This is a genomic window from Haematospirillum sp. H1815 (genome assembly GCF_012102705.1).
In the GTDB taxonomy this organism is placed as follows: Bacteria; Pseudomonadota; Alphaproteobacteria; order Rhodospirillales; family Rhodospirillaceae; genus Haematospirillum.
The window spans coordinates 94,595-118,155 of record NZ_JAAVTA010000008.1 but is presented as its reverse complement, the minus strand read 5'-3'; the positions used below and the strand labels follow the sequence as shown (position 1 = coordinate 118,155).

The following is a 23,561-nucleotide window of genomic DNA, read 5'->3' as shown; positions in this document are numbered from 1 at the left end:
ATACCTGCAAATGCATCTTTATTGCACGGAATAATAATCTGGTAAATAGATTATCTTTCGTGATTAAAATCCAAGATTGTGTACGTGGACATCTGAATTGGGGTGTTATGGGGCCACAAAAAAAACGGTCAGATCACTTGAGTAATCTGACCGTTCCCATTTCCAACAATGTTCATGCCTTACTTCTTGTCAAACGGGTTATCCCGTTTGCGCAGGAAAATTCTGATAGGTACACCCTCTATCCCGAATGTGTCCCGCAGACCATTGACCAGATAGCGCATATAGCTATCTGGTAGTTCATCAGGCTTGGATGCAAAAATGGCATAGGTTGGGGGGCGTGTTTTGGCTTGGGTCATAAAGCGCAGGCGAATCCGTCGCCCTTGTTTGGACAAGGGTGTCGGGTGGCGTTCGGTCATCTCCGCCAGCCAGCGATTTAGCTTCGATGTGGTGACACGTGTGTTCCAGACCCTATGAACAGCAAATGCCGTTTTCATCAGTTGATCCATTCCGCGACCCCTCAGGGCGGAAATTGTCAGAGTCGGAATACCCCGAACCTGCGGCAAGGACTTTTGCAGGCGATCATCAAGCTGTTGCAGGGCCTCTTGACGGTTGTCTACGGCATCCCATTTGTTGACCGCGATGACAAGAGCCCGCCCCTCATCAATGACCATCCTGGCAATCGTCAGATCCTGTTTTTCCAATATGGCGTTGGCATCGAGCATTAACACCACAACCTCTGCCATGCGAATGGCGTTGAGGGTTTCAGCAACGGACAATTTTTCCAGGCTGTCATCGATGCGGGCACGCCGGCGTATGCCTGCTGTATCGACAAGGCGGATGCGCCGTCCTTGCCATTCCCAGTCTATCTCGACCGAATCACGTGTAATGCCAGCCTCGGGGCCAGTCAGCATACGTTCCTGCCCCAAAAGCTGGTTGATCAAGGTTGACTTGCCGGCATTCGGGCGTCCGACGATGGCCATCTGCAAGGGGCGATCTGGCCGACCAGGTTCTTCATATGGCTCCAGCTCTTCTTCTTCGGCGTCATCATCCGAAGCGGCAGGGGTGAGTGAGTCGTCATCGCTGGCCTCATCACCCGTGTTGTCACCGTCTGTCGTGTCGTCGGTTTCCCTGACGATGGATGCCAATGGGCCATCGTCATCCTCGGGCGGTTCTGCTCCGGCTGCGCGAGCAAACGGCAGAAGAGCTTGGAACAGCTCCAGCATACCTTCGCCATGTTCAGCCGAAACAGCAACAGGTTCGCCAAGGCCCAGACTCCAAGACTCGTAAAGCCCCGGCGCACCGGCCTTGCCCTCGCATTTGTTGGCGCACAAGATAACAGGGGTGGGATGTTTGCGTAGAAGGGCAGCAAAGTGAGCATCCAAGGGGGTTACCCCGGCCCGGCTGTCAATCAGGAACAGTGCGACATCAGCCTCATCAAGAGCGGCTTCTGTTTGCGCCCGCATCCGCCCTTCCAAGCTCTCGTCCGTACTGTCTTCCAAGCCTGCTGTATCGATAACCATAAAGTCCATACCAGCAAGGCTGGCTTTATGGACCTTGCGGTCACGGGTTACGCCCGGCATGTCATGAACAATAGCCAACCGTCTGCCGACCAGACGGTTGAACAGCGTAGACTTGCCGACATTGGGGCGGCCAACAATGGCAACCGTAAAAGTCATGATAAAATTCGTACTTTCCAGAAAATTCAGCGAACGCAGACGACATCCCCGGCGTCGGTCAGGAAGTAAAGGGCTTCATGTGCGACGGCGGGAGACAGGGATATACCGGCAGGCATATCCAGGTGGCCGATGACGGACCCGTCATAGGGGTTTATGCTGACCGCCTTGCCATGTGATCCTGCAAGGACAAGGCGGTCAGAGGCCAGTACGGGACCGGCCCATGTGATCCGTCCCTTTCTGTCTTCAGGGTCTTCCCACAGGTCAAGGGAGGTGATCCATGCTATCTTTCCGTTTCTTGCATCAATCGCGACCACTTCAGCATCCAGGGTGACAACAAACAGCCAGTCCCCTGCAATCCAAGGCTGATGTAGGCCCGCCATCGACAGTTCCCATGCTCGTTCCCCTGTTCGCATGTCTATTCCGGTCAGAAGCCCGGAATGACCCAGAACAAAAATGCGGGTTCGATCAATCACCGGACGAGCTGCGATGGCTGCCAGCGTGCCGGTTGCATCGGTGCGCCGTGTCGCCACCACGCTGTCTGCCCACAGGGCGGCCCCTGTATCTGTACGCAAGGCCACAACCTCGCCGCTGGTGAAGGGGAAAATCCCGACGCCGCCCATGACGGCGGGAGCAGCGGCTCCCAGAACCGATGTATTCTCCTCAACCCCCGAGTATGTCCATACGATGGATCCGTTCTCTTCAGAAAGGGCGAGGGCCTTGTTGTCCAGCGTTGTCACAAAGACACGACCGTCGCTGACCGTTGGACCGGCCCGCATCGGGGCCGGGACGGACCGCCGCCAGATTTCCTCACCGTTGTCTGCCTTCAATGCAATAACGTCGGCAAATCCGGTTGTGACAAACAGCCGTCCATTGTTGAAGGCGACGCCGCCACCCATCAGGTAACCGTCATCCTCGTGATCAGGGGTCAATGCCTTGTCCCACAAGGTTTTACCGCTTTGGGCGTTGATCGCTGTTACGACACCCGAGGTGTCAATGGTATAAACGGTACCGTTCGCAACGACGGGTTCTCCCATCAGGCGGTCCCGTCGGCCTGAGCCACTGCCTATGGAGCGAATCCAGGCAACCTTTGGTGATGCTGACACTTTCATGTGCTGCATGGCATGGTGGCTGTATCCGCCCTGCTGCGGCCATTGTGGATTGTCTTCCGGGGCGGGCAGGCGAATGGATGCAGCCAGGTCCGGGTCATGTTTCAGGGAACGTTCATGCTCCAGGACAGAAATGCGGGTTCCAGGTACAGGCGGTTTCACATCATCCCCGAACCAGCTGTCACCCGAGCAGGCAGACAAGCCGGCAGAGAGGGTCATGATGCAGAGTGCGCGAACAAGAACGGTACAGGCGTTGCGGTTTCGGGCCATGAAGATAAGGTCTCCCGGGGGGCTCAATAACTCAGGACAGCAATAAGGGTGCATGTGTCAGGGGGCGTCAGGGACTGTCGCTCCCAAAGACATCAGAACCTCGCGCAAGCGGGCCCGAATCCCGTAAGGGGTACTGCGGTCAGCAGCCAAGTCCGTAAAGAGTGTGACCGCATCATCGCGGCGGTTTTGCTGCAAGGCAATCAGCCCGCGCAGTTCGCCGGCCAGATAACGAAAGCGGGTTGACGGACCAAGAAGTGACGCAAGTTCTGCATCAAGGGCGGACAGGTCGGCTCCGGGCTGATTCATTCCGTGCTGTACAACAAGAAGGCGGGCAAGGTCACGGAAGATCGGGTCGGCATTGCTCGTGTCACGCAATTCTTTCCACAGGGCTGTAGCCTCGGTCACTTTGCCTGCCTGCGCCAGCAGGGCGGCGGCTTTCATGACCGCAAGATCACGATTTCCCTTTGATGCGCCTGAAGCAAACTCTCTCAACGCCTGTGCCGTTGCTTCATGATTTGTGCCAACGCCCTGTGACAGGGCGGCTTCAAACGCTATTGCTTCCTTTGCCCGGGAAGACGTTTGCCAGGCCATCCACCCCTGCCAGCCGGCAACAGCAAGCACCAGTGCCACAGCCGTGGCAACAACTGTGGGGCCATAGGCCTTCCACAGTCGGTTCAGTTGCTCGTGACGAAGGTCGTCGTCCACCTCGCGGAACAGGGCGGCCTGTTGTGGGTCAAGTGGTGTATCAGCCACGGGTATCAGTCCTTGCAAGAAACCTTGGAGCCCCGAACATAGTGCGAGGTGGCTCTGTAAGCAACGAGCGGATCGCCTCTTTCGGCACATTTCATGCGTTTTTCAGCGTTTTTTAACCACCGTGACCTGACCATGGGACACGCAGTGACAATCCGTGATGGTGCCTGCTTTAGCGAATTTCTGGTATCCCTGAATTGGCCTCTTGGGAAGGTGTAGCCTGGATGAATGCCCTGATTCCACGCTGTCTGGCTGTTGTGGCTGTCCTCATGTCCTCGGGATGTGAGGTTTTGCCAAAGCCCGGCTATGTGGGACTCGGGTACATCGGGACAGATCGCACCCCTCTGGATCGCCTCAGCGGTTGGGTGTCCGGTCAGGATTGTTCCTCGGCCCGTGCAGCGCGTGGGGGGCACTGGTGCCAGCCTGTCTATGAGAACAGGCCGGAGACCCCCGATTTGTATTGCTATCGTTCTATCGGTGCGGTGGATTGTTACCATACACAGAGTCCCAACCCTCATGACCATCTGGTTGGAAATGTTCCCGGTGGTTTGCAGAGAACATGGTAGTTCCTGTGTAGAGTTGACCCGGTGGACTGGATTCCTGACAATAGACCGATCGGTTGCGGCCCTGCTCGGGGCGGCGCGCGGTGTCCTGCCTGTACAGGAGGCGCTATGACCCAGGTCGTTCCCTTGGCTGGCTATCGCGCCTGCCGTCATGGTATGGCTGTGTTCTTCAATCGGGACGAGATGAGTGCCCTTCTCGGGGTTTATGCAGACTGTGTTTCACGGGGAGGCTGGCGTGATTATGCCATCGGGAGTGATGGTGGGCAGGCGTGGTTTGCCGTGTGTCGTTATGCCGGCGAACGTCCTGTTTGTGTGCTGACAAAGCGCGCTGTGTCGGGCCATGTTGTGTATACACTTTTTGACGAAAGTCGGCGGGTCCGGCAGAGTCGCAATCTTTCGGAAGTTCTGGGGTGCTTCAGGCGCATTTCGGCGGCTGTGTAACGGATGCCGGGTTGGTATGCGTCTGCGGCGCTAATTTTTCCATATCCTCTTGTCTTTTCTGTTCTTTGATGAAATCAAGGGTGTATTATCCTGACGATGTCATGGATGTAAGGGAGAGTGTTATGACCCACGGTTCTGTTGCCGGAAAAACGCTTGGCGTGGTCTTTGTAGGCTTGGTTGGCCTTCTTGCGTTTATCGGTATCTTGGCTGTCTCCGCTGTGGGGTTTCAGGATGTGTCGCGCGTGGCCCAGCATATTGGTCTTGGTCTTGCCGCTCTTCTGATGGTTGGGACGATTCTTTTGGCAGTAGGGCAGGGAGACTGATCCGCTCCGGGCTCCTCTTTGTTCTATGCGGGGCTTGATGTATGGGATTGTTTCCCTCTGCTTTTCCTCTTTTCCTATTGTGTATTTACCTTGTCTCCAGATAAACCGATCACATGCAAGCATTCAGTCAGGGGGGTTTCTTGATTGACCGCCTGCGTTCTGTCGTCGCAACCCGTTCTCCCGGACTCTTTCGTGCGGTCTTTTCCTGATGCCTTGGTTGTTGTCCGGAATGGCTTTGTTGTGCAGGTCAATGCGACGATGGAGGCTCTGTCCGGTCTGTCTGCGCGTGCTTTGTGCGGCCAGGCATGGTCTTCGCTGATCCAGCTGCCCGACAGGGAAAAGGAGCGTGGAGAAAAGGCCGGATTCCAGGTTGGTTTGCTCGCGAAGAATGGACGCCATACCAGGGTTAACGTTTCCCTCATCCGTAACGCACCAGGCGTGGGTGATGGTGTCTTTGCAGATGTATGGCGGGTCAGGCCGCTAGATGATTATCTTGCTTGTTCAAGCGCATTCTTTCCTTCTGCTCATTGTCCCGGGGCAGGAGCCTCAGCGCGGTGCGTGTATCGCCTTACGCCTGATGGACGCTGTGTTTATGTCAGTCCGGATCTTGCTGCGCTTCTGGGATACCCTGGTAGTGGAAATCTGATTGCACCGTTGCCTGTCGGTGCATTTCCTTCCTATGTTGATCCTGCATGCGGTATAGAGTTATTTGCCTTGGCGCAAGAGCGGGGTTATGTCCGCGATTTTGAGATGATGGTATCACGCCCGGATCATGTAATCCTTTGGGTGTCGCAGGAGATCAGTTGCGTGGTTGATGATCGTGGGGGGCCATTGTTTTACGAGGCGATAGTCCGTGATATCACCGCCTGTAAGGAAGCAGACGAACGTTTGCGCCTGTTGGTCCGTGTTTTTGAAAGCACACGCGAAGGCATTGTACTGCTTGATGAGAGCGGGGGGTTGCATGCTGCCAACCCGGCTTTTGTATGCATGACGGGGCTTTCGGGGGATGTCGTGGAAGTAAAGCCCCTGCGTTTGCTCGCCGAGGGGCTGCACGACCCTGACTATCTGGATCGTATCCTGGAAACGGTTCGTGTTTCGGGGCATTGGGCGGGTGAGTTGTTCATCCGTGACAGTGATGGTGACCCCTTTCCTGCAGAGGCTGTTGTCTCGGCCGTGCATGATGATCATGGGCAGGCTACCCACTTTGTCATTCGTCTTTCAGATGTAACAGCGCGGAAGAATGATGAGGCTTGGGTTCGTTTTCATGCCAACTATGATCTGCTGACCCGCCTGCCCAACCGGCGTCTTTTGATGGAGCGTCTTGAGTCTGCACTGGAGACAGCATGTAGGGAAGGCAAACAGGGCTGCGTCCTTTTGGTTGATCTTGATCGATTCAAGACCATTAATGATGCATGGGGGCACGCAGCGGGCGATGAGTTGCTGCGGCTTTTGTCCCGTCGTCTCAATCAGTGTGTTGGATCAGAAGACAGTGTCGGGCGTCTGGGTGGTGACGAATTTCTGGTTCTGATGCCCGAGGTTGAAACAGTCCAAGCTGGCGTTGCGATGGCCGAACGCATTCTGCATGCTTTGCAGGAACCTTTTTCGTTAGCCGGGACAGAGCAGTTCTGTCAATTATCCATAGGGATTGCTCTTTTTCCTGATGACGGCCTGACTGCAGGCGATGTCTTGCGCAACACAGATGTTGCGATGCAGGTTTCAAAGAAGCACGCTGTGCGCCGGTATACGGTCTATGACTCGTCCATGTCTGCTGCTGCAGGTGTCCATCCTGGCCTTGAAAATGACCTCAGGCTGGCCTCTGTACGTGGTGAGCTGGAGTTGTATTACCAGCCCAAGGTGGATGCTGGTACCTTGAAAATCAGGGGCGCCGAAGCCCTGATCCGTTGGCATCATCCGGTTCATGGTATGGTGAGTCCGGCAGAGTTTGTGCCCATTGCTGAAGAAACCGGTTTGATCGTGCCTATAGGGCGCTGGGTTTTGCGCCGTGCCTGTGTGCAGCTGGTCAACTGGCTTCGCAGCGATATCGGTGTCCCCAGTGTATCGGTCAACGTATCCCTGCGTCAGTTTCAGGACCCGGGGTTTGTGGCCAGTGTACGCCAGATTCTGGATGAGACAGGGCTTGATCCGGTACGCCTTGACCTAGAAATTACCGAGAGTGTCATGACAGGGGATGTATCCCGTGCAGTCAGTATTCTGCGGGAGTTGAAGGATCTTGGTGTGACCTTGTCGATGGATGATTTCGGAACGGGTTATTCATCGCTGACCTGGTTGAAGACTTTCCCGATTGATACCCTCAAGATTGACCAGACATTTGTTCGTGACTTGTCCGGCAGTGGGCGTGATGCCGCCATTGTCACCACCATTATTACCTTGGCTCGTAACCTTGGTTTTGGTGTTGTTGCCGAGGGTGTGGAGCATACACAGCACGTCGATCTTCTGCGTGAAATGGGCTGTGATGCTTTCCAGGGGTACTGGATTGCCCGCCCCCTTCCGCCAAGGGATTTTGCTGATTTTGTTGCTGCCCGCAAGGCCGGTCTGGTGCCGGATGGGGTGATGCCCTGGCCCGCTTGAGAAGGCTGCTTTCTCTCTTTCAATCCATGCGTGGTTTCTGTGGAAAGCGGCGGGTGAGATGATCCGCCCACGGATCGGGAAGGGTTGCCAGAAGCCATGAGGTCAGGATGACAGGCCATGGGAAGCTGATCCGCCCCTTGTTTTTTGCCAGCCCACGCACAATATGGTGGGCTGCCTTCTCGGCAGGCATCAGAAAGGGCATGGGAAACGGATTAACCACAGTGATGCGGCTTTCTACAAATCCAGGTAACACAACAGAAACCCTTATATTCTCTGTGGCCAGTGCCCCGCGCAGGCCTTCGCCCCAAACTTTTATACAGGCCTTGCTGGCGCAATAGGCCGGTGCTGACGGCAAACCCCGGAAACCCGCTGCAGAGGCCATAAGCGCGATTTGCCCGTTTCTGCGTGGTTTCATCACGTCCAAGGCAGGTATGATCGTGTTCATAACCCCGGTGATATTGGTGGCGAATACGGTCTGTGGTGATGATGTTTCCCCAATGCCGGCATTGGCAATGACAAGACTCAAGGGAATTTTGTCATCGGCCTCCTGTATCAGCGCTTTCATACCGTCGCAATCTGTTACATCCGTCAGACTGGTATGCACGGATGCACCCGTGGACTGGCAGATGGTAGCCGTTTCTTCCAGGCGTTCTGGATTGCGACCGGTCAGGGTCAGATCATGCCCCTGCTGTGCATAGGCCAGGGCCAAGGCTTGGCCGATACCGGAAGAGGCTCCCGTTATCAGCGTATGCGGGTTGTTTGCTGTCTTAGTCATGGCTTACAGAGCTATTGTGCGGTTGGGTTACGGGAGTTGCCTGCCCCCATCCCGTGCTGTCCAGTCTTATAACCTGTGCTCTTACTGTGTCCGGAAAAACAGCTGCTCCCATAACATGATGACCATCGCAGGCAATGGTATATCCATTCAGGTTATTACAGTGGAATGTGCCGTCGGCATGAACGGTTGGCGTTATCGTACTCAGGGTGGCCCCAAGCCCTTCACCGGTTGCTTTCACAATGGCTTCTTTCATGCTCCAGCGGGACAGGGCAAAAAGACGGCCCTGATCGTAATCAAGTTCGTTCATAATCCGGATTTCCGCAGGGGACAGAAAATCCTCTGATAATGACGTCCAGTCCAGCTGAGGACGCTGGGCTTCTACATCCACGCCTGTGCCGCATGCCTGGGCGCGGCAGGAAATAACGGACAAGGCAACCCAGTTCCCGGCGTGGCTGATGTTGAAATCCAGTGTGCTTTCAGGGTGACGCAGGAAAGGCCTGCCGTTCCTGTCTTGATCAAACTCAAGACATTCGGGGGATACGCCGAGGATGTGCCCCAGTACCCTGCGTTTGAGGATATGGGCAGCGGCGCGTTGCGCCCTGTCCTCTGCCCGGATCATACGGCTGACGGAGTCCTGTTCTGTTGTAGACAGCCCTTCATAGCCACGAGGCCAGTATGCCTGTACCGATGAAACAGAGGCAAAGCAGGCAAGACCCGGTATGGCAGGTGACAGTGTTGGTATCAGTCTATCGGTCAGAGTACTGTTATCGGGCATGTAACCATCGTGTGGAAGCGTGTTTGGTATATGCTGCGAAGCATGCCTTGTTTTATTCGGTCGTGAAAGCGGTGAAAGTATTGTCAACCGTTGTGTATGGAGCCGTGTCGTGGAATAAACCGTCCCATCCAACAGTCCGGGGAAAGAGGAAGCATTCGTGGGTATCACCAGTATGACCGGATTTTCCAGCGCACAGGGACAGGATCAGGGCCGTGCCCTGTCTTGGGTCTGGGAAGCACGCAGTGTAAATGGAAAGGGGCTGGATATCCGGATACGGTGGCCCCAAGGTTGGGACAGTATAGAAGCACCAGCCCGTGATCTGGCCCAGAAATGCCTGTCGCGTGGAAGCATCGCCTTGTCATTGTCGTTGAATGACAGCTCCCGTTCTGCCTCAGGGCTGACCATCAATCGTGAGTGGCTGGCAACATTGATCGCCTTGGCTAAAGATCTGCCATCGTCTGTGGGGCAGCCGCGTCTTGATGGTCTGCTGCGGGTTCGTGGTGTTATCGAAGAGAACGCCGAGCCTTCTGAAGCAGGGGAGCATTTCCAGACACCTGATCTTGTTGCAGCGGTCCTTGAGACCCTATCCAAGGCGCTTGGGGGCTTGGTTGCCGTGCGCTGTGAGGAGGGATCACGTTTGTACACGGTTCTGCAGGGACATCTTGCCAGTCTGGAGTCCTTGATCCAGCAGGCCGGGGAGACAGCTTCTGCCCGTCCCGGGTCTGTCCGTCGTCGTCTGGAACAACAGCTTGCTGTGTTGCTTGACAGCAAGGTTCCTGTTCCTGAAGAACGCTTGGCTCAGGAACTGGCCTTGATTGCAACACGTCTGGATATCCGTGAGGAGCTGGATCGTCTGTTGGCCCATGTTGCCCAGGCTCGGCAACTTCTGGAAACAGGTGGTGTTTGTGGGCGTCGTCTTGATTTTCTATGTCAGGAATTCAATCGCGAGGCCAACACGTTATGTTCAAAGTCCCAGGATGCGGACCTGACCCGGCTGGGCCTTGCTCTTAAAACAGTGATCGACCAGCTGCGCGAGCAGGTACAGAATATTGAATAACCTTTGTTTGGTGTGTCCTTTCTTCAATACAGCGGAAATCTCATGACGTTTGCCCCTGATATGCCTCACGTGTCCCGGCGTGGTTTGATGTTGATCCTGTCGTCCCCCTCTGGTGCAGGGAAGTCCACAATTGCGCAGGCAATCCTGGAGCAGGAGAGTGGCCTTGAGCTTTCTGTGTCCGTGACAACCCGTTCCCCGCGCCCTGGTGAAATTGACGGAGTGCACTATCACTTCCGGACACATGCCGATGTTGAGGCTATGGTTGCTGCCGGCAGTTTCCTGGAGCACGCTCAAGTCTTTGACAATCACTATGGCACACCGCGGGAGCCTGTCGAAAAAGCGTTGGCTGCAGGGAAGGATGTGCTGTTTGATATTGATTGGCAGGGTGCGCGCCAACTGACGGAAAAAGCAGCTGATGATGTTGTGCGCATCTTCATTCTGCCACCATCGCTGTCCGAGCTCGAGCGCCGCCTGCGTGGGCGAGCTCAGGATCCAGACGAGGTTGTCCGCAAAAGAATGGCCAAAGCCAGCAGCGAGATGGAGCACTGGGCGGAATATGACTACGTTCTGGTTAATACCGATCTTGACGCAAGCATCCGCGCTGTGCATTCCATCCTTGAGGCAGAGCGCCTGAAACGGTCTCGCCAGCGAGGAATGGAAACCTTTGTGGCCGCTCTGCGCGGTTTATAACCTGCGGCGTTTATGGCGTGTGGCTGGGGTTCAGGCTGTTCGCCAAGGCGCAGAACTGGGGAATGTCCAGCTCCTCGGCGCGTGCTGTAGGCACAATGTTGGCGGCGGCGCACAGGTCTTCCGTTGTCATGCTGCTTGGCATGTATGACGCTAGGCCCTTCAGGCTTGATCGCAGCATTTTCCGCCTTTGATTAAAGGCAGCAGCGGTGACGGCCTCTAACATGTCAAAACGGCAAGGGGCGAGGGGAGCTGGACGCGGAACCAAGCGGACAACCGTCGATGTAACCTTTGGTGGGGGAATAAAAGCCCGGGGATTGACGTCAAACAAGGGTTCAACAGTACACAGCCACTGGGTAATAATTGTCAGGCGTCCGTAATCTGATGTACGGGGTCGTGCCGCCAGGCGGTTGACAACCTCTTTTTGAAGCATGACCACCAGACATTCAAAGGCCTGAATGTGCTTCAGCCATTCAAGAATCAGCGGGGTTGCGACATTATAGGGAAGGTTGGCCACAATGCGCCGCGGTGATGCGCCAAGGGTATGCACGGGTATGGCAAGGGCGTCAGCCTGTATGACCTCAAGACGTTCCGGGTAGGCGGATGCAATCTCGTGCTGGACCGGCAGCATGCGTGGGTCACGTTCTATGGTAATGACGTGGCGTGCGCCGTTATCCAGCAGGGCGCGGGTCAACCCCCCGGGGCCGGGACCAATTTCTATGGTCGTACCTGCAGCCAAGGTACCTCCACTACGGGCGATGCGTCCTGTCAGATTGAGATCAAAGAGAAAGTTCTGCCCCAAGCTCTTGCGTGCCATCAAGCCGTGGGCGGCAATGGTTTCGCGTAGAGGTGGAAGCGGGAACAGGGGATGTTCCGGGAAATCTGGATGCGACGGCGTCATGGCACAAGGTTACTTTCAGGATGAATGTGCAGCTGAGGCAGGAGAACGCCCGGCCATGGCGGAGGCCATGCGTAGGGCTGCAACCAAGCTGGTTTCGCGCGCCTTCCCGGTCCCGGCCAGCGCAAATGCTGTTCCGTGATCTGGTGATGTACGAATGAAGGGAAGGCCAAGGGTTACGTTGACCCCGCCATGAAAATCCAGGGCCTTGAGTGGGATCAGTGCTTGGTCATGGTACATGCACAGCACAACGTCATAGTGCTGCCTGGCTTCAGCGTGAAACAGGGTATCAGCTGGCAGCGGGCCAGATGCTTCAATGCCGTCTTGGCGTAGGAGCTGAACAGCAGGCTCGATAATATCCTGCTCTTCGGTTCCCATGATCCCGCCCTCTCCGGCATGAGGGTTCAGACCCGTAATGGCAAGCCGGGGTGAAGGGATGGCAAAGTACTGTCGCAGGGACTGTGCAGCGGTATGCCCACATGTGACGATGTGCTCTGTGGTCAAGGTGCTTGCAACATCCCGCAGGGGAATATGTATGGTAACGGGAATAACCCGCAGGCTCTCGTTGGCCAGCATCATGACGGCTTGTGTATCAGGGCCAGCCAGGCTAGCCAGGAACTCGGTATGACCGGGGAAGCCAAACCCCTGTTCACGTAACACCTTCTTGCTGATGGGGTTTGTAACCATGGCACAGGTTTTGCCCGCCATCGTCATCTGAACGGCTATACGTATGGAGTCCAGTACCGCACCGGCATGGTCTGGATCCGGGTATCCCGGAACCGCTTTTTTGGCAAGGGGCACAGGGATCACGGGTAGGGTCTGGTCAAATACGGCTTGTGCCTCTTGCGGTGTGCTGACCGTTACGAGTGGTACATGCAGTCCCAGCCTGTAGGCTAGTTCTTGCAGGCGCCCGGGATCATCAAGGGCTACAAAGGCAGGCACCGGATTCTGTTTCCGCCCAAGCCACGCTTTCAAGGTAATATCCCCCCCGATTCCTGCAGGGTCTCCCATTGTCAGGGCGAGGGGGCGTGTTGTGTGCATGGCAGTACAGTGCGCCGTTCTGTTGTGATTGGTACGATTGATCTCAGCGCCGGATATCAATCAATGCGGATCGACGCAGATCACGGAGTGCACGGTTGGAGACCCGCTCCAGCCTCTCGAGCGTCAGGCGTTGTTCAATCTCTTCCCGTGGTGGAAGGCCGGCTGTGTCCTGACGATCGCAGACCATAACGATAGCCTCCCCTCCAGCAACCTCAACCGGGCCGCCGAGGGTGTTTAGGGGTAAATCCCTGACCACAGCCCGTACCGGCGGTGGCAGGTCGGCAAGCCGCATGCTGCCTATGGCACCGGATCCTGGCAGGTTCAGTTGCCCTGCCGTTGCATCAATATCGGCGCATGACCTGGCGCTGTCCCGGACAGAGCGTGCAATCTCCGCCCTTTTGGCTTCGGGTACGGCTGCCGGACCGGATAATGGCATGAAAATCTGGCTCAACTGGACTCTGATGTCATCCGCGCTCTGCTTTCTGGGTTCCCTAGCCTCACGCAACAGCATGATGGCATAGCCGCCGGTCGTACGGACAGGCTGTGACAGCATGCCCGGTGACATGGTGTCCAGAACCCGCTCAATCTCGGGCTCCAAGGCTCCGGTACTGATCCAGCCGAGATCACCGCCCACAGCGGCCGTGACCGAAGCCGAGAACTGGCGCGCCAGCGAAGCAAAGGGAGCGCCTTGTCTGATCTGGTCTACCAAGCGATCGGCCAAGGCGCGCATCTGCCGTTCTTCAGCCGGATCAGTCACAGGCAGGATAATTTCAGCCAGTAGCCGTTGTGGGCGTCCGAGGTTATCCTTCATGGTACTGATGACGGCATCAACCTCAGCAGGTTCAACAGAAACCTGACGACGCAGGGTACTCTGTGCGTAGCGTACCCAGCCTATATCAGCGCGGAGCTGTGTTTCCAGGATATGAGGAGCAAGGCCCTGATGCCTCAGCAAGTCATCCAGGGCGCCGGTCGGGAAGCCGTTGTTCCGCTCGATCTGGCGTTTCGCATTTGCAATGTCCGTTGGCTCTATCTCTATCCCTGCCTTCTTGATTTGCTGCATTTTCAGGCGCTCGTTGACCAGAACCTGAATAACCCGAGGAATAATTCTTTGCCGGGTTTCCTGATTGTCCGGAAGGCGCGAGGTCAGCAGAAGAAGGGATGTCCGCTCATCAACATCCTTCCATGTTATGGCTTCGTCGTTGACAACGGCTGCGATGCGCTGAGTCTGGCTACTTTGTACAGCAAAAGCAGGCAAGGGTCCGTATACCGATAAAAGCCCGACGCAAAAGGCAAGAGCTGACACTGGAAGCCTGGATCGTAATGCGACATTGGTTATCTGTGTGGTGTGTATCATAGGATGCCTTGCTACTCTTGCTATTCCCGATTGTCTCAGAGCTGTGTGTTATAGTCGCCCAGTGTCTTTAGTGACAGGACCAGTCCGATAAATGTTCCACCAGTATAATCCCTGTCATAGGTATATCTACGACCAGCCTGGAAGGTAACACCAATGCATTCGTCCTCATAAACGAGCTGCCCCTGGGTTGCGATTGGCCCCCCGTTACGGGTAACATCCCAACGTCCGGATACACCGCTGCTCCAGTACCGGGAGATACGTGACGACACGCCACTATAGAACTCCTTGCGCTCGCCGGTCGTATTATCCTCAATCGCTGGGCGCTGCGTGCTTACATATCCAACCGTCGTACGCATGACGTCCGGTCCGATTGTTGTGCTGAAGTCATTGCGGCGTATTTCACCGTTGTCACGATCCAGTCGGAAACGCCAGGATGTTGAGAAATTGCTGTTCGGATAAACAGACAGTCTGCCGACGTAGTCGGAGAAAGTGTCATGAAGTCCGGATGTTTCCTGAAACAATCCATCAGGATGCTGCCGCCACGTCTGCCCTGCCAAGGTGTCTATGGTCCCCACTCTTGTGCCGTATGCAGTATAGCGCATTCCATAGTTGATCCGGGTTCCGCCTTCAATGCGGTCATAGCCCGTGAAGCGGTTGGTCGAGAACAGGTTGACATCGTCAAGCTCGAAATCGAGGCTGTCCTCGTTGGGAACTTTACGGTTATTGCCCCCACGTGGGCTGACCACACCCTGTATCGTCGGTTCCAGCACCTCGCTCCAATCTTCATGTGTACGCTCGAGGGGGAGACTCCACGTCAGCGCAACTTCCGGCACGGCTCGTCCTATGGTCCCTGTATAGCGATGATCGGTGCTGTCCTTGACTGGTACATCAGCAACACGCCACACATCTCCGCGCAGGCTGGTATCCAGCCTCCAGACGTCTCCGGCAGGTCCGACATAGGGTAAATGCCATCCCAGCGTTGTCGTTGCCCGTTGGCTTTTTGGCCCTGATGTGCGATTTACGCTGGCAGCGGATATATCCAGCGTTGTCCATGCTCCCCTGTTATCGGGTTCTGTACTGTAATTGATACTGCCCAGCGGAGTAACAAACGGGATCTCATAGCCCTTTTTCAGCGGGGCGCCTGTATTCTGGAAGTAGAAGCTTTCCAGCGCGGCATAGCTGCGACGGCTGAATCCTTCGACGTAGCCCCGATTTTCCAGGAAAGCAGGTGCCCCAAAGCCATAACGCCGCAGGTAGGTCGGATCAGACGCCAGATCAACATCGGCACCGGCGCGCCACGTATCGTTTATGGCGTATAGTCCTTTGGCAGACAGATGATTGCGGACATGTTCCCGACTGTCCCGGGTTACGGACCCTGTGGCAGAAAGAGCTGCTTTATGTCTGACAATACGATACTGACTGCCAAGAACAATCCCTTCCTTTGAAGTTATTGTGGGCGTCAGGGTTATATCCTGCTGGTCATTGATAACCTGAAACCACGGTATACTGAAGGCAGAACCAAGATCTTTATTATTCTTCCACGATGGAACCAGAAAGCCGCTTTTGCGTTTGACAGTAGGGTCCGGGTGAGACAGGTACGGGGTATACAGGACCGGCACGTCAAAAAGCTCGAGCCATGCGTGGTTATAACGAACCTCCCGGGCATTTTGGTCGTGCACAACCCGTACGGCCTTGATCTGCCATATGACAGGATCATCGCCGCAGGCATCACACGGTGTGTAGGCTGCATTCTCAAGGGTTGTCGATGTCCCTTCATGGCGCACCGCCTGTTCAGCGTGGCTGCGTGATCCATCCGCCAGCACGACCTTGATGGTGTGAGTAAAGCCGTTCTTCAGATCTCCGGTTAACTCTGCATAGTCCGTGAATGTGGTAGTACCATCCTCGTCTGTCAGCACCACATTTCCGCTGGCCGTAGCCAAGTCTTTTCCAGGCTGATAGCTGATGGTATCAGCGATCAGAATGACCGCACCGTACTGGAACTCGACATTTCCGCGTGCTGTAACCGTATCCAGGTTCTTGTCGTGGATCAGTTCATCGGCGGTCACATGCGCACGTGGTTTCTGTTCCTCCGCACGGTTCTCCGCCGGCGGGGGGGGCGACATCTGACTCCACGCCTGCTGCGGAATGCATAGCGCAATGGCCGTGGCGCACATCATCATGCCTGACAGGAAAGATGGTATTGGGCGCGTCAGCGGAGAAAGTAATGGTAACATGCCACGTCTTGTCATGACATTCTGGTCCGGTTGGGGAAATAGGCCACGTTAATGGATTGGCTTGAGCGAGCAAGGATAAACAAGGCTATCGCTGTTGGCAAAAGAACAGCGGCAGGAATAAGGGGTAAAAGGTTTGTAGCGTGTGATGCCAGATTACCGGCACCGATGATCCCGGATTGCACCAGAACCATGGCCGTTGCTGTCAGCACAATGCGCCGTGTATGTCCACGTCGGCTGAAGGAACCTGATAAAAGACCAGCAAGGGCAATCAGCACGAAGCAGATATAGGATATGGGATTAAAGAGCCGCTGTATGGCTTCTGCCCTGAAACGGGGTACATCAGCCGGGCGGATGGTCAGATCTGTTTTCTCTGTGACCGTCAGCAACTCGCGCGTTGGTCGTTCTTGTGCTTCACGATAGCGCTGCTCGTGTTCTTTCCCGGACTGATCCCACAGGTTGACGGACAGGCGTTCGAAATCCAGCAGTGACATGGTTCCGGTCCCAAGGGTGACCTGATGGCTGCTTGCCTTGCCCAGAATCAGAACGGGGCCTGCCGGCGACGAAGCAATAGCTCCCCGCTCTGCTATAATTGTGTTTGTCTTGCCCGGTGTTCTGGTGTCATGGATCATGACGTCAAGAAGCTCTCCATTGCTGGTTCTGGCGCGGGTATAGACTGTAAGGCCGGTGGCAACGTCGTTGAAAGTACCATCCTGGATCATCAACTTTGATGCATCGTTGCGCAGGCTCCATTGCAGTTCCTTGAAGGAACGTGCACTCTCCGGCCCCAGCCAGAGCGTCAGGCTGTAGCCAGCTGCCATCATGACAAAAGCCAGAATCAGGGCCGGACACGCCAAGCCGAACGGGCCTACCCCGGCCGCACGTATAACAACAAGCTCCCGGTCTGTATTCAGGCGGTTGTATGTAAACAAAACAACCATAAACAAGGCGACGGGCATGATCAGGGACAGGAAGCCTGGAAGCAACAATCCGGTCAAGGTCAGGAAAGAGTGGACAGACACACCCTGCGTAACAATCAGTTCAATGTAACGCAGCGACTGTGTGAGCCAGGCAACAGAAAGCAGACCGGCGGTGACCAAGATGGTTCCGGTAGCAAGCTGAAACAGGACATAGGACGTTATGGTACGCATCGTGGGGCGGAGTATAGAGCGGCTTTGTATCCAGAAACCAGCACGATTTCCATGTTTCGGGCAGGATGTGCTACAATACGCTGTACTTGGAGGGTTTGTGATACAGGGGGAGCGCATATGGCCAAGGATCACAGCCATTCTTCCGGTGGGGCTCATCACCACGGCCATGGCACGGGGGAGCATGGTCCGGACCATCATAAACCGGACAAGCATGGCAATCGTGGCCTCAGGCACCATGGTCACCCGACTTCCGGCCAACATGGTCTCGGGGCTCATGGCGGTACCACGCATCCACAGCCTCATCATGCCCATGATCATCACAGCCATGCTCCTTCAGCGGCTGACCATCATCATGTGGCGGATCATCACCATGGTCATCACGGTCACCATGACCATCATGGTCGGCCTCTCCGTCGTCCCTCGCAGTTTGGTTTCTTTATCCGCATTATTGCGTTGGGTATTGCCCTGACACTTGGGGTTGGAGGTGGATTGTGGCTGAAAGCCTATAACTCCAGGCCGTCCAATGAATATACGGATGATATGGCAGGGAAGGTTGTAGCACAGTGCGAGCAGCTTGTGCCCAGGCTGGACTGCCGGTGTCTCTGGAAACAGGCAGGCGTTGCCTTTACGCCGTCCAACAGTGCATCAATTCTGGAAATCCTGTCCCAGAGGCACCAGTGGACCGGACAGATCACACGTGCCCGACTGGAGCAGGTGGCCGGCAACGATGGTGCCAGTGCTCTTGGCAAGGCACTCTACTACTGCACCCTCCTCTGAGAGGGGAGGATACCCCGATCCTTCAGGCTAGAAGGCCTCTTCCGGTATCGCCATCAGGGCGTTGGCGCCTGCTGTCGCATCGGCCTCCAAAGCTGCTACCTGCGGAAGAATATGGCGGATGAAGTACAGGGCTGTTGTTGTCTTCTCCTGCGCAAAAGCTTGATCTTCGCTGTTTTGAGCCTGCGTCGCTGACAAGGCAAGCCAGCATCCACCAAGTGTCAGGGCAGCCTGCCGGGTAAAGGGGAGGGCCGCCGCATAGGCGTCTGCTGTCGAAGCAGTGCAGGCCCAGCGTGTTGTTCGTTCAAGTCCCTTTAGGGCTTTCTCGAGAGGTGGCGTCAGGCTGGCATCATGGCGTGGAAGGGCTGTACGCAGCTCGTTAATCAGCGCAAACATTTCACGCCCTTGGTCTTTCTGAATCTTGCGGCCGACAAAATCAGCGGCTTGAATGCCGTTTGTTCCCTCGTAAATGGGGGCAATCCGTGCATCACGATAAAACTGCGCTGCACCTGTTTCCTCTACAAAGCCCATGCCGCCAAAGACCTGAATGGCTTCGTTGGCAACATCCACGCCGATCTCTGTGCCCCATAGCTTGACCAAGGGGGTCAGTAGCGCGACCCGTGCTGCCCATGCGGCTGCTTTATGGGGATCTGCTGTCTTGATGGCCCTGTCATTGGCTGCGATGGCCGAAAATGTCAGCAGGCGTCCGGCCTGTGTGCGGGCTTTCATGTTCATCAACATCCGCCGGACATCGGGGTGATGGATAATGGTTGCTGGTCCCTTGTGCTCCCCCACCACGGGCTTGGACTGGACACGTTCCCGCGCATACCAGGCGGCGTGCTGGTAGGCCCGTTCCGCAATGGCATAGCCCTGTAGTCCGACATTGAGACGTGCATTGTTCATCATGGTGAACATGCAGGCCAGCCCCTTGTTTTCTTCACCGACAAGCCAGCCTACAGCTCCCTCGCGTTCCCCGAACGACATGACCGCTGTCGGGCTGGCATGAATCCCCAGCTTGTGTTCCAGTCCTGTGCAGACAACGTCATTGCGGTTCCCAAGACTGCCGTCGGGGTTGACCAGATATTTCGGAACCAGGAACAGGGAGATTCCCTTGACGCCTTCCGGTGCATCGTTCAGGCGGGCCAGAACCATATGAATGATATTATCCGACAGGTCATGGTCGCCATAGGTGATGAAAATCTTGGTGCCTGTAATCCGGTATGCGTTCTCCTCCCGAACGGCCCGGGCCTTGATCTGTGATAGATCGGACCCGGCCTGTGATTCCGTCAGGTTCATGGTGCCGGTCCATTCGCCTGAGATCATTTTCGGCAGATACAGGGTCTTTTGTTCTTCGGATCCGTGGGCGTCCAGAAGATCCACTGCGCCTTGGTTCAGCATGGGGCACAGGCCAAAAGCCATGTTTGCAGATTGCCAGATTTCCTGTACGCCGGCTCCAACCAGCCAGGGAAGGCCTTGGCCCCCGTATTCGGGATCAAAAGGAATGGCATTCCATCCCCCGTCACGGTAGCGAGCATAAAAGGACCGCAGTTCCGGGAAGGTATGAACCGTGCCATTCTCAAGACGGCACCCCATGCGGTCACCAAGGCTGTTCAGTGGTGCCAGTTCTTGACTGCCCAGCCGTCCTGCTTCTTCCAGCACAGCCTGTACCAGATCATCCGTTGCGTCGCTGTAGGCAGGTAGTGCTGTGATATCCGACAGCCCGACTACTTTCATGGAATGCATGATCTCTTTCAGAGGGGCAGTGTAGTCAGCCATGTTTCCTCCTGGCACATCCCTGTCATCAGGCCTTCCCGGGAAGGGTGCAGGATCAAGTTAATTCATGCAAGTAAAAGGGTATGTTTTCCTGTTTTCCCAGATGATGATCACCCCCGCACACTGTGTGGCGGGGGTGATTCATTCTGTCAGCGCTTGTTTTCAATATGTTCAGCGATGTAGCGATCCAGCAGGCGTACACCGAACGCTGTCGCGCCCTTGGATGCAAGGGGCAGATCCTTGTTGGTCCAGGTTGTTCCGGCGATGTCCAGATGTGCCCATGGTGTTCCGTTTTCTACAAAACGGGCTAGGAATTGGGCGGCCGTAATGGAGCCGGCACCACGACCGTCGCCGACGTTTTTCATGTCGGCTATGTCTGATTTTATAAGCTTGTCGTAGCTGTCTCCCATCGGCAGGCGCCACAGTTTTTCCCCTGTTTCCTGTCCGGCCTTGGCCAGCTGTCCGGCCAGTGTGTCGTCGTTGGAAAACAGGCCGGCGTGCTCCATCCCCAAGGCAATGATGATGGCTCCGGTCAGGGTCGCAAGATCAATAATAGTGGCCGGTTTGTACTTACGCTGGGCATAGGTCAGGACATCAGCCAGCACCAGCCGCCCTTCCGCGTCGGTGTTGATGACTTCGATGGTCTGGCCACTCATGGACCGGACAACGTCCCCCGGGCGCTGGGCTGTGCCGGATGGCATATTCTCGACCAAGCCGAGGAAGCCAACCACATTGGCCTTGGCCTTGCGCCGGGCCAGGGCTGCCATCAGCCCGGTCACCACGCCGGCTCCGCCCATATCCCACTTCATGTCTTCCATGCCGCCGGCTGGCTTGATGGAGATTCCGCCGCTGTCAAAGCAGACGCCCTTGCCAATAATGGCCAAAGGTGGCGTTTTGGCCTTGCCGCCGTTCCATTCCAGAATCACGGTTCTGCTGCCGCGGGCAGAGCCTTGCCCGACGCCCAGCAGGGCATTCATGCCCAGTTTCTTCATCTCTTTTTCAGTCAGGACACTGACCTTGATGCCCAGCTTTTCCAGTTTCTGGCATTCTTCGCTGAATTCAACCGGTCCCAGGATATTGGCGGGTTCACTCTGCAGGTCGCGGGTCAGGAACACGCCTTCGGCCACGGCTTCCATCGGGGCAAAGGCTTTTTTGGCCAGATCATGGTCTGCGGTTGAAACAATCAACTTGCCAACTTGTGGCTTGTCATCCTTCTTTTCTGTCGCTTCGGTCCGGTAGCGATCAAACCGGTAAGAGCGCAGAAGAGCCCCTATGGCCATGTGTGCTGCCGCCTGTGCGATGGGGACATTGCATCCGGGGAGAGCATCGACAACTAGCGTGACGTCTTTGTCCTTTGTATTGGCTATGGCCGACCATGTGGCTCCGCCAAGCCGTTCGAACGCGGCCGTATCCAGCTTCGCGGCTTCCCCCATGCCCAGAAGAACAAGGCGGGACAAGCCGCTGCCAGCTGGTGCGAGAATGGTCAGTGTCTGCTCGGCCCGCCCTTCAAAGGCAGCGGCTTCCATGGCCCGGCTCAGGTGTCCTCCGCCAGATTTGTCCAGGGAACGGGCCGTTGCGGTTAATTTGCGCCCGGCAAGAATACCGACAACGATTGTACCCGAGGCAGGCAGGGCAGGTTTGGCAAAGCTTATTTTCATTGTCTGTCTCTCTGTGCTTGTCCGGGGCCATAAGCCGACCTGTGAAACCAGAAGCCATTGTGGCCGTGAAAATCGAAGTTCTTGTGGATATTTACCCCTTTCCGGATTCCTGAAAAGGTATAACTGCCGGTACGGCCGCGAAATTCTTGAATGTTGCGTGAAAATAAAGGCACGACGGATGGTGGAATTTTGCAGCCATGTGCCCTAAGCTCTTGCCCGGCTCTTGGGGGAGGTCTTTGATATGCGCATCCGATATGCTGTGTTGTTGTTCCTGACTGCATTCTGGATTGTCATCATGTCTGTAGATGGTGTGTTTGCACAGTCCTACAGCTGGCGTAATGATGTTTCGCCTGATCTTGAAGGGTCTTGGGTAAAGGCCGGGCAGAGGTGTGAGGACAGTGGCAGCTTGCTGATGATCTTTTCCTCCGGCGGCTATCGTTGGCGCAAGGCTGCCACCGACTGGGGCTATGCCCGTGGCAAGTATTCCTGGCAGCCGGGAAGTGGCAGTGTTTCCTTCAAACTGCAGCGGTTTGAGCCTAATGACAGCCCTGACTTCCTGTTTACGGTTGTAGGGGCAGAGATGCGTAAATACACGTATGCTTCCGGCCAATTGACACGTTTTTCCAAGTGCCGGTAAGTCTTGAGTGAGCGTGTTATAGCTACATCAGCCAGTTAAGGTAAGGAAATCGCTGTGTTCGTTGTGTTCGGTGCCCTGTTGCCTGTGGTGATGCTGCTGGGGCTTGGATACAGCGTACGTGCGGCAGGCTTTGTCTCCCCAAGGATCTGGTCCGCCCTGGAGTGGATGACCTACTATATTCTTATCCCTTCCTTCCTGATCCATACTTTGGGTCACCGCCCGCCTGAGCCTGCGGTAATCGGAGGGATGGCAAGTGGTATTCTGGGGGTATCACTGTGTATGACGCTGGCCCTGTGGGCTGTTCCTGTTCTGTTTCCGACCTGTGATCGTGCGGCTTTTACGTCTGTTTTCCAAGGGGTTATTCGTGGAAATACCTTTATTGCTCTGGGTGTTGCCGAAGGCTTGTGGGGGCCGCCCGGTCTGACCTTGGTTGCAGCTGCCGCTGGCGTAACGGTCATTTTATTCAATGTGCTGTGCGTTGGTACTTTATCGGTTTCTTTGGTGCAGGCGCAGGGAAGGTGGCCTCTTTTCCTCAAGATAGCCTTGGCCTTGGCACGTAACCCGCTGATCTGGGCCTGTGTTATTGGCTGGGCTTTTGGAACGGGGATCATTTCCGTTTCTGACGGCCTTATGGATGGGCTGGGTTTTGCCGGAGCGGCCGCTGTGCCCATGGCCTTGTTGGTGGCTGGCTCCGGGCTGCGGTTTGGTCCGCTGGGTGCAAGTTGGTTAATGGAGGCGTTATCTTCTCTGCTCAGGCTCTTGATTATGCCTGCCGGTGGGGTGTTAGCGGCGCATCTGCTGGGGCTGGAAGGTATGGTGCGTGCGGTGGTTATTCTTATGCTCGCTTTGCCGGCCCCGCCTTCGGCATATGTGCTTGCCCGGCAGATGGGGGGGGATGCTCCGCTTATGGCCCGCATAATATCTTTGCAAATGATCTTGGCCTTTTTTACCCTGCCGACCACGGTTCTTGTAGCCGATATGCTGTAGAAGCCCTCTTTTCAGGACCATGAAGAGGAAAGAGGCTTGTGAACA

Annotated in this window: 21 protein-coding genes; 9 read left to right on the top strand and 12 right to left on the bottom strand. The window is 55.8% G+C overall.

The genetic code is table 11. The annotated features are described in order from the left end of the window. Window positions 1–179: 179 nt before the first annotated feature. Genes der through HEQ60_RS08010 form a run of 3 tightly spaced genes read right to left on the bottom strand, consistent with a single transcriptional unit; the run spans window position 180 to window position 3,805 of the window. Window positions 180–1,676, bottom strand: coding sequence for a ribosome biogenesis GTPase Der (gene der / locus HEQ60_RS08020; RefSeq protein ID WP_168071196.1), 1,497 nt, complete (start codon window positions 1,674–1,676; stop codon window positions 180–182). 26 nt (window positions 1,677–1,702) lie between these two features. Continuing rightward, a complete protein-coding gene (locus HEQ60_RS08015; protein ID WP_245183841.1) occupies window positions 1,703–3,052 on the bottom strand; it encodes a PQQ-like beta-propeller repeat protein in 1,350 nt (449 codons plus the stop codon). A 57-nt stretch (window positions 3,053–3,109) separates the two neighbouring features. Continuing rightward, on the bottom strand, window positions 3,110–3,805 hold the full coding sequence (locus tag HEQ60_RS08010; RefSeq protein ID WP_168071194.1) for a tetratricopeptide repeat protein: 696 nt from the start codon (window positions 3,803–3,805) through the stop codon (window positions 3,110–3,112). Window positions 3,806–4,026: 221 nt separating this feature from the next. Between HEQ60_RS08010 and HEQ60_RS08005 the strand changes: the two genes are divergently transcribed. The 4 genes from HEQ60_RS08005 (at window position 4,027) to HEQ60_RS07990 (ending at window position 7,718) form a co-directional block, all read left to right on the top strand. Beyond that, the gene (locus HEQ60_RS08005) at window positions 4,027–4,368 is read left to right on the top strand and encodes a hypothetical protein (RefSeq protein ID WP_168071193.1); all 342 of its coding nucleotides are present in this window, start codon (window positions 4,027–4,029) and stop codon (window positions 4,366–4,368) included. A gap of 105 nt (window positions 4,369–4,473) precedes the next feature. Continuing rightward, window positions 4,474–4,806, top strand: a complete 333-nt coding sequence (locus HEQ60_RS08000; protein ID WP_168071192.1) for a DUF2794 domain-containing protein — start codon at window positions 4,474–4,476, stop codon at window positions 4,804–4,806. A gap of 122 nt (window positions 4,807–4,928) precedes the next feature. Beyond that, window positions 4,929–5,129, top strand: a complete 201-nt coding sequence (locus HEQ60_RS07995; protein WP_168071191.1) for a hypothetical protein — start codon at window positions 4,929–4,931, stop codon at window positions 5,127–5,129. Between the two features lie 192 nt (window positions 5,130–5,321). Next, window positions 5,322–7,718 carry an EAL domain-containing protein gene (locus HEQ60_RS07990; protein ID WP_322099315.1) on the top strand — a complete coding sequence of 799 codons (2,397 nt, stop codon included), beginning with the start codon at window positions 5,322–5,324 and terminating at the stop codon, window positions 7,716–7,718. Window positions 7,719–7,737: 19 nt separating this feature from the next. Here the strand turns inward: HEQ60_RS07990 and HEQ60_RS07985 are convergent, their stop codons facing one another. Together HEQ60_RS07985 and HEQ60_RS07980 are read right to left on the bottom strand one after the other, a co-directional pair. Beyond that, on the bottom strand, window positions 7,738–8,493 hold the full coding sequence (locus HEQ60_RS07985) for an SDR family NAD(P)-dependent oxidoreductase (protein WP_168071190.1): 756 nt from the start codon (window positions 8,491–8,493) through the stop codon (window positions 7,738–7,740). Beyond that, window positions 8,486–9,268, bottom strand: a complete 783-nt coding sequence (locus HEQ60_RS07980) for a 4'-phosphopantetheinyl transferase family protein (protein WP_168071189.1) — start codon at window positions 9,266–9,268, stop codon at window positions 8,486–8,488. The genes HEQ60_RS07985 and HEQ60_RS07980 overlap by 8 nt, the downstream gene beginning before the upstream one ends. Before the next feature lie 157 nt (window positions 9,269–9,425). Between HEQ60_RS07980 and HEQ60_RS07975 the strand changes: the two genes are divergently transcribed. Together HEQ60_RS07975 and gmk are read left to right on the top strand one after the other, a co-directional pair. Further along, window positions 9,426–10,325, top strand: coding sequence for a YicC/YloC family endoribonuclease (locus HEQ60_RS07975; RefSeq protein WP_168071188.1), 900 nt, complete (start codon window positions 9,426–9,428; stop codon window positions 10,323–10,325). 42 nt (window positions 10,326–10,367) lie between these two features. Further along, window positions 10,368–11,015 carry a guanylate kinase gene (gene gmk / locus HEQ60_RS07970; protein ID WP_209315472.1) on the top strand — a complete coding sequence of 216 codons (648 nt, stop codon included), beginning with the start codon at window positions 10,368–10,370 and terminating at the stop codon, window positions 11,013–11,015. 10 nt (window positions 11,016–11,025) lie between these two features. Here gmk and rsmA read toward each other — a convergent pair whose 3' ends face one another. The 5 genes from rsmA to lptF are packed head-to-tail and all read right to left on the bottom strand — an operon-like array spanning window position 11,026 to window position 17,687. Continuing rightward, complete coding sequence (gene rsmA / locus HEQ60_RS07965; protein WP_168071187.1) at window positions 11,026–11,913, bottom strand: 16S rRNA (adenine(1518)-N(6)/adenine(1519)-N(6))-dimethyltransferase RsmA; 888 nt, start codon at window positions 11,911–11,913, stop codon at window positions 11,026–11,028. A gap of 15 nt (window positions 11,914–11,928) precedes the next feature. After that, on the bottom strand, window positions 11,929–12,951 hold the full coding sequence (gene pdxA, locus HEQ60_RS07960) for a 4-hydroxythreonine-4-phosphate dehydrogenase PdxA (RefSeq protein WP_168071186.1): 1,023 nt from the start codon (window positions 12,949–12,951) through the stop codon (window positions 11,929–11,931). 43 nt (window positions 12,952–12,994) lie between these two features. Further along, window positions 12,995–14,305: a peptidylprolyl isomerase gene (locus HEQ60_RS07955; protein WP_168071185.1), complete on the bottom strand. Its 1,311-nt coding sequence runs from the start codon at window positions 14,303–14,305 to the stop codon at window positions 12,995–12,997. Window positions 14,306–14,340: 35 nt separating this feature from the next. After that, on the bottom strand, window positions 14,341–16,539 hold the full coding sequence (locus tag HEQ60_RS07950; RefSeq protein ID WP_168071184.1) for an LPS-assembly protein LptD: 2,199 nt from the start codon (window positions 16,537–16,539) through the stop codon (window positions 14,341–14,343). An 11-nt stretch (window positions 16,540–16,550) separates the two neighbouring features. Next, entirely contained in the window at window positions 16,551–17,687 is a 1,137-nt protein-coding gene (gene lptF / locus HEQ60_RS07945) for an LPS export ABC transporter permease LptF (RefSeq protein ID WP_168071183.1), read from the bottom strand. Between the two features lie 117 nt (window positions 17,688–17,804). Here lptF and HEQ60_RS07940 point away from each other — a divergent pair, with 117 nt between their 5' ends. Continuing rightward, entirely contained in the window at window positions 17,805–18,464 is a 660-nt protein-coding gene (locus HEQ60_RS07940; protein WP_168071182.1) for a hypothetical protein, read from the top strand. Between the two features lie 27 nt (window positions 18,465–18,491). On the opposite strand, the gene HEQ60_RS07935 is transcribed toward HEQ60_RS07940, so the two are convergent. Both HEQ60_RS07935 and HEQ60_RS07930 read right to left on the bottom strand, forming a co-directional pair. After that, entirely contained in the window at window positions 18,492–20,237 is a 1,746-nt protein-coding gene (locus HEQ60_RS07935) for an acyl-CoA dehydrogenase (protein ID WP_168071181.1), read from the bottom strand. Window positions 20,238–20,383: 146 nt separating this feature from the next. Continuing rightward, window positions 20,384–21,892 carry a leucyl aminopeptidase gene (locus HEQ60_RS07930; RefSeq protein WP_168071180.1) on the bottom strand — a complete coding sequence of 503 codons (1,509 nt, stop codon included), beginning with the start codon at window positions 21,890–21,892 and terminating at the stop codon, window positions 20,384–20,386. Window positions 21,893–22,133: 241 nt separating this feature from the next. On the opposite strand from HEQ60_RS07930, the gene HEQ60_RS07925 reads away from it, so the two are divergent. Both HEQ60_RS07925 and HEQ60_RS07920 read left to right on the top strand, forming a co-directional pair. Next, on the top strand, window positions 22,134–22,529 hold the full coding sequence (locus HEQ60_RS07925) for a hypothetical protein (protein ID WP_168071179.1): 396 nt from the start codon (window positions 22,134–22,136) through the stop codon (window positions 22,527–22,529). 54 nt (window positions 22,530–22,583) lie between these two features. Beyond that, window positions 22,584–23,516 (top strand): AEC family transporter, encoded by a 933-nt coding sequence (locus tag HEQ60_RS07920; protein ID WP_168071178.1) that lies wholly within the window; start codon window positions 22,584–22,586, stop codon window positions 23,514–23,516. Window positions 23,517–23,561 lie beyond the last annotated feature (45 nt).

What these genes read in the sequence shown, in the direction of transcription:
- HEQ60_RS07995 (WP_168071191.1), top strand. Translation starts at nt 4,929, where the DNA reads ATGACCCACGGTTCTGTTGCCGGAAAAACGCTTGGCGTGGTCTTTGTA.
- gmk (WP_209315472.1), top strand. Translation starts at nt 10,368, where the DNA reads ATGACGTTTGCCCCTGATATGCCTCACGTGTCCCGGCGTGGTTTGATG.
- HEQ60_RS07980 (WP_168071189.1), bottom strand. Translation starts at nt 9,268, where the DNA reads ATGCCCGATAACAGTACTCTGACCGATAGACTGATACCAACACTGTCA.
- HEQ60_RS07950 (WP_168071184.1), bottom strand. Translation starts at nt 16,539, where the DNA reads ATGTTACCATTACTTTCTCCGCTGACGCGCCCAATACCATCTTTCCTG.
- HEQ60_RS07955 (WP_168071185.1), bottom strand. Translation starts at nt 14,305, where the DNA reads ATGATACACACCACACAGATAACCAATGTCGCATTACGATCCAGGCTT.
- HEQ60_RS07985 (WP_168071190.1), bottom strand. Translation starts at nt 8,493, where the DNA reads ATGACTAAGACAGCAAACAACCCGCATACGCTGATAACGGGAGCCTCT.
- der (WP_168071196.1), bottom strand. Translation starts at nt 1,676, where the DNA reads ATGACTTTTACGGTTGCCATTGTTGGCCGCCCCAATGTCGGCAAGTCT.
- rsmA (WP_168071187.1), bottom strand. Translation starts at nt 11,913, where the DNA reads ATGACGCCGTCGCATCCAGATTTCCCGGAACATCCCCTGTTCCCGCTT.
- lptF (WP_168071183.1), bottom strand. Translation starts at nt 17,687, where the DNA reads ATGCGTACCATAACGTCCTATGTCCTGTTTCAGCTTGCTACCGGAACC.
- HEQ60_RS07935 (WP_168071181.1), bottom strand. Translation starts at nt 20,237, where the DNA reads ATGGCTGACTACACTGCCCCTCTGAAAGAGATCATGCATTCCATGAAA.
- HEQ60_RS07940 (WP_168071182.1), top strand. Translation starts at nt 17,805, where the DNA reads ATGGCCAAGGATCACAGCCATTCTTCCGGTGGGGCTCATCACCACGGC.
- HEQ60_RS08005 (WP_168071193.1), top strand. Translation starts at nt 4,027, where the DNA reads ATGAATGCCCTGATTCCACGCTGTCTGGCTGTTGTGGCTGTCCTCATG.
- HEQ60_RS08000 (WP_168071192.1), top strand. Translation starts at nt 4,474, where the DNA reads ATGACCCAGGTCGTTCCCTTGGCTGGCTATCGCGCCTGCCGTCATGGT.
- HEQ60_RS07925 (WP_168071179.1), top strand. Translation starts at nt 22,134, where the DNA reads ATGCGCATCCGATATGCTGTGTTGTTGTTCCTGACTGCATTCTGGATT.
- HEQ60_RS08015 (WP_245183841.1), bottom strand. Translation starts at nt 3,052, where the DNA reads ATGGCCCGAAACCGCAACGCCTGTACCGTTCTTGTTCGCGCACTCTGC.
- pdxA (WP_168071186.1), bottom strand. Translation starts at nt 12,951, where the DNA reads ATGCACACAACACGCCCCCTCGCCCTGACAATGGGAGACCCTGCAGGA.
- HEQ60_RS07930 (WP_168071180.1), bottom strand. Translation starts at nt 21,892, where the DNA reads ATGAAAATAAGCTTTGCCAAACCTGCCCTGCCTGCCTCGGGTACAATC.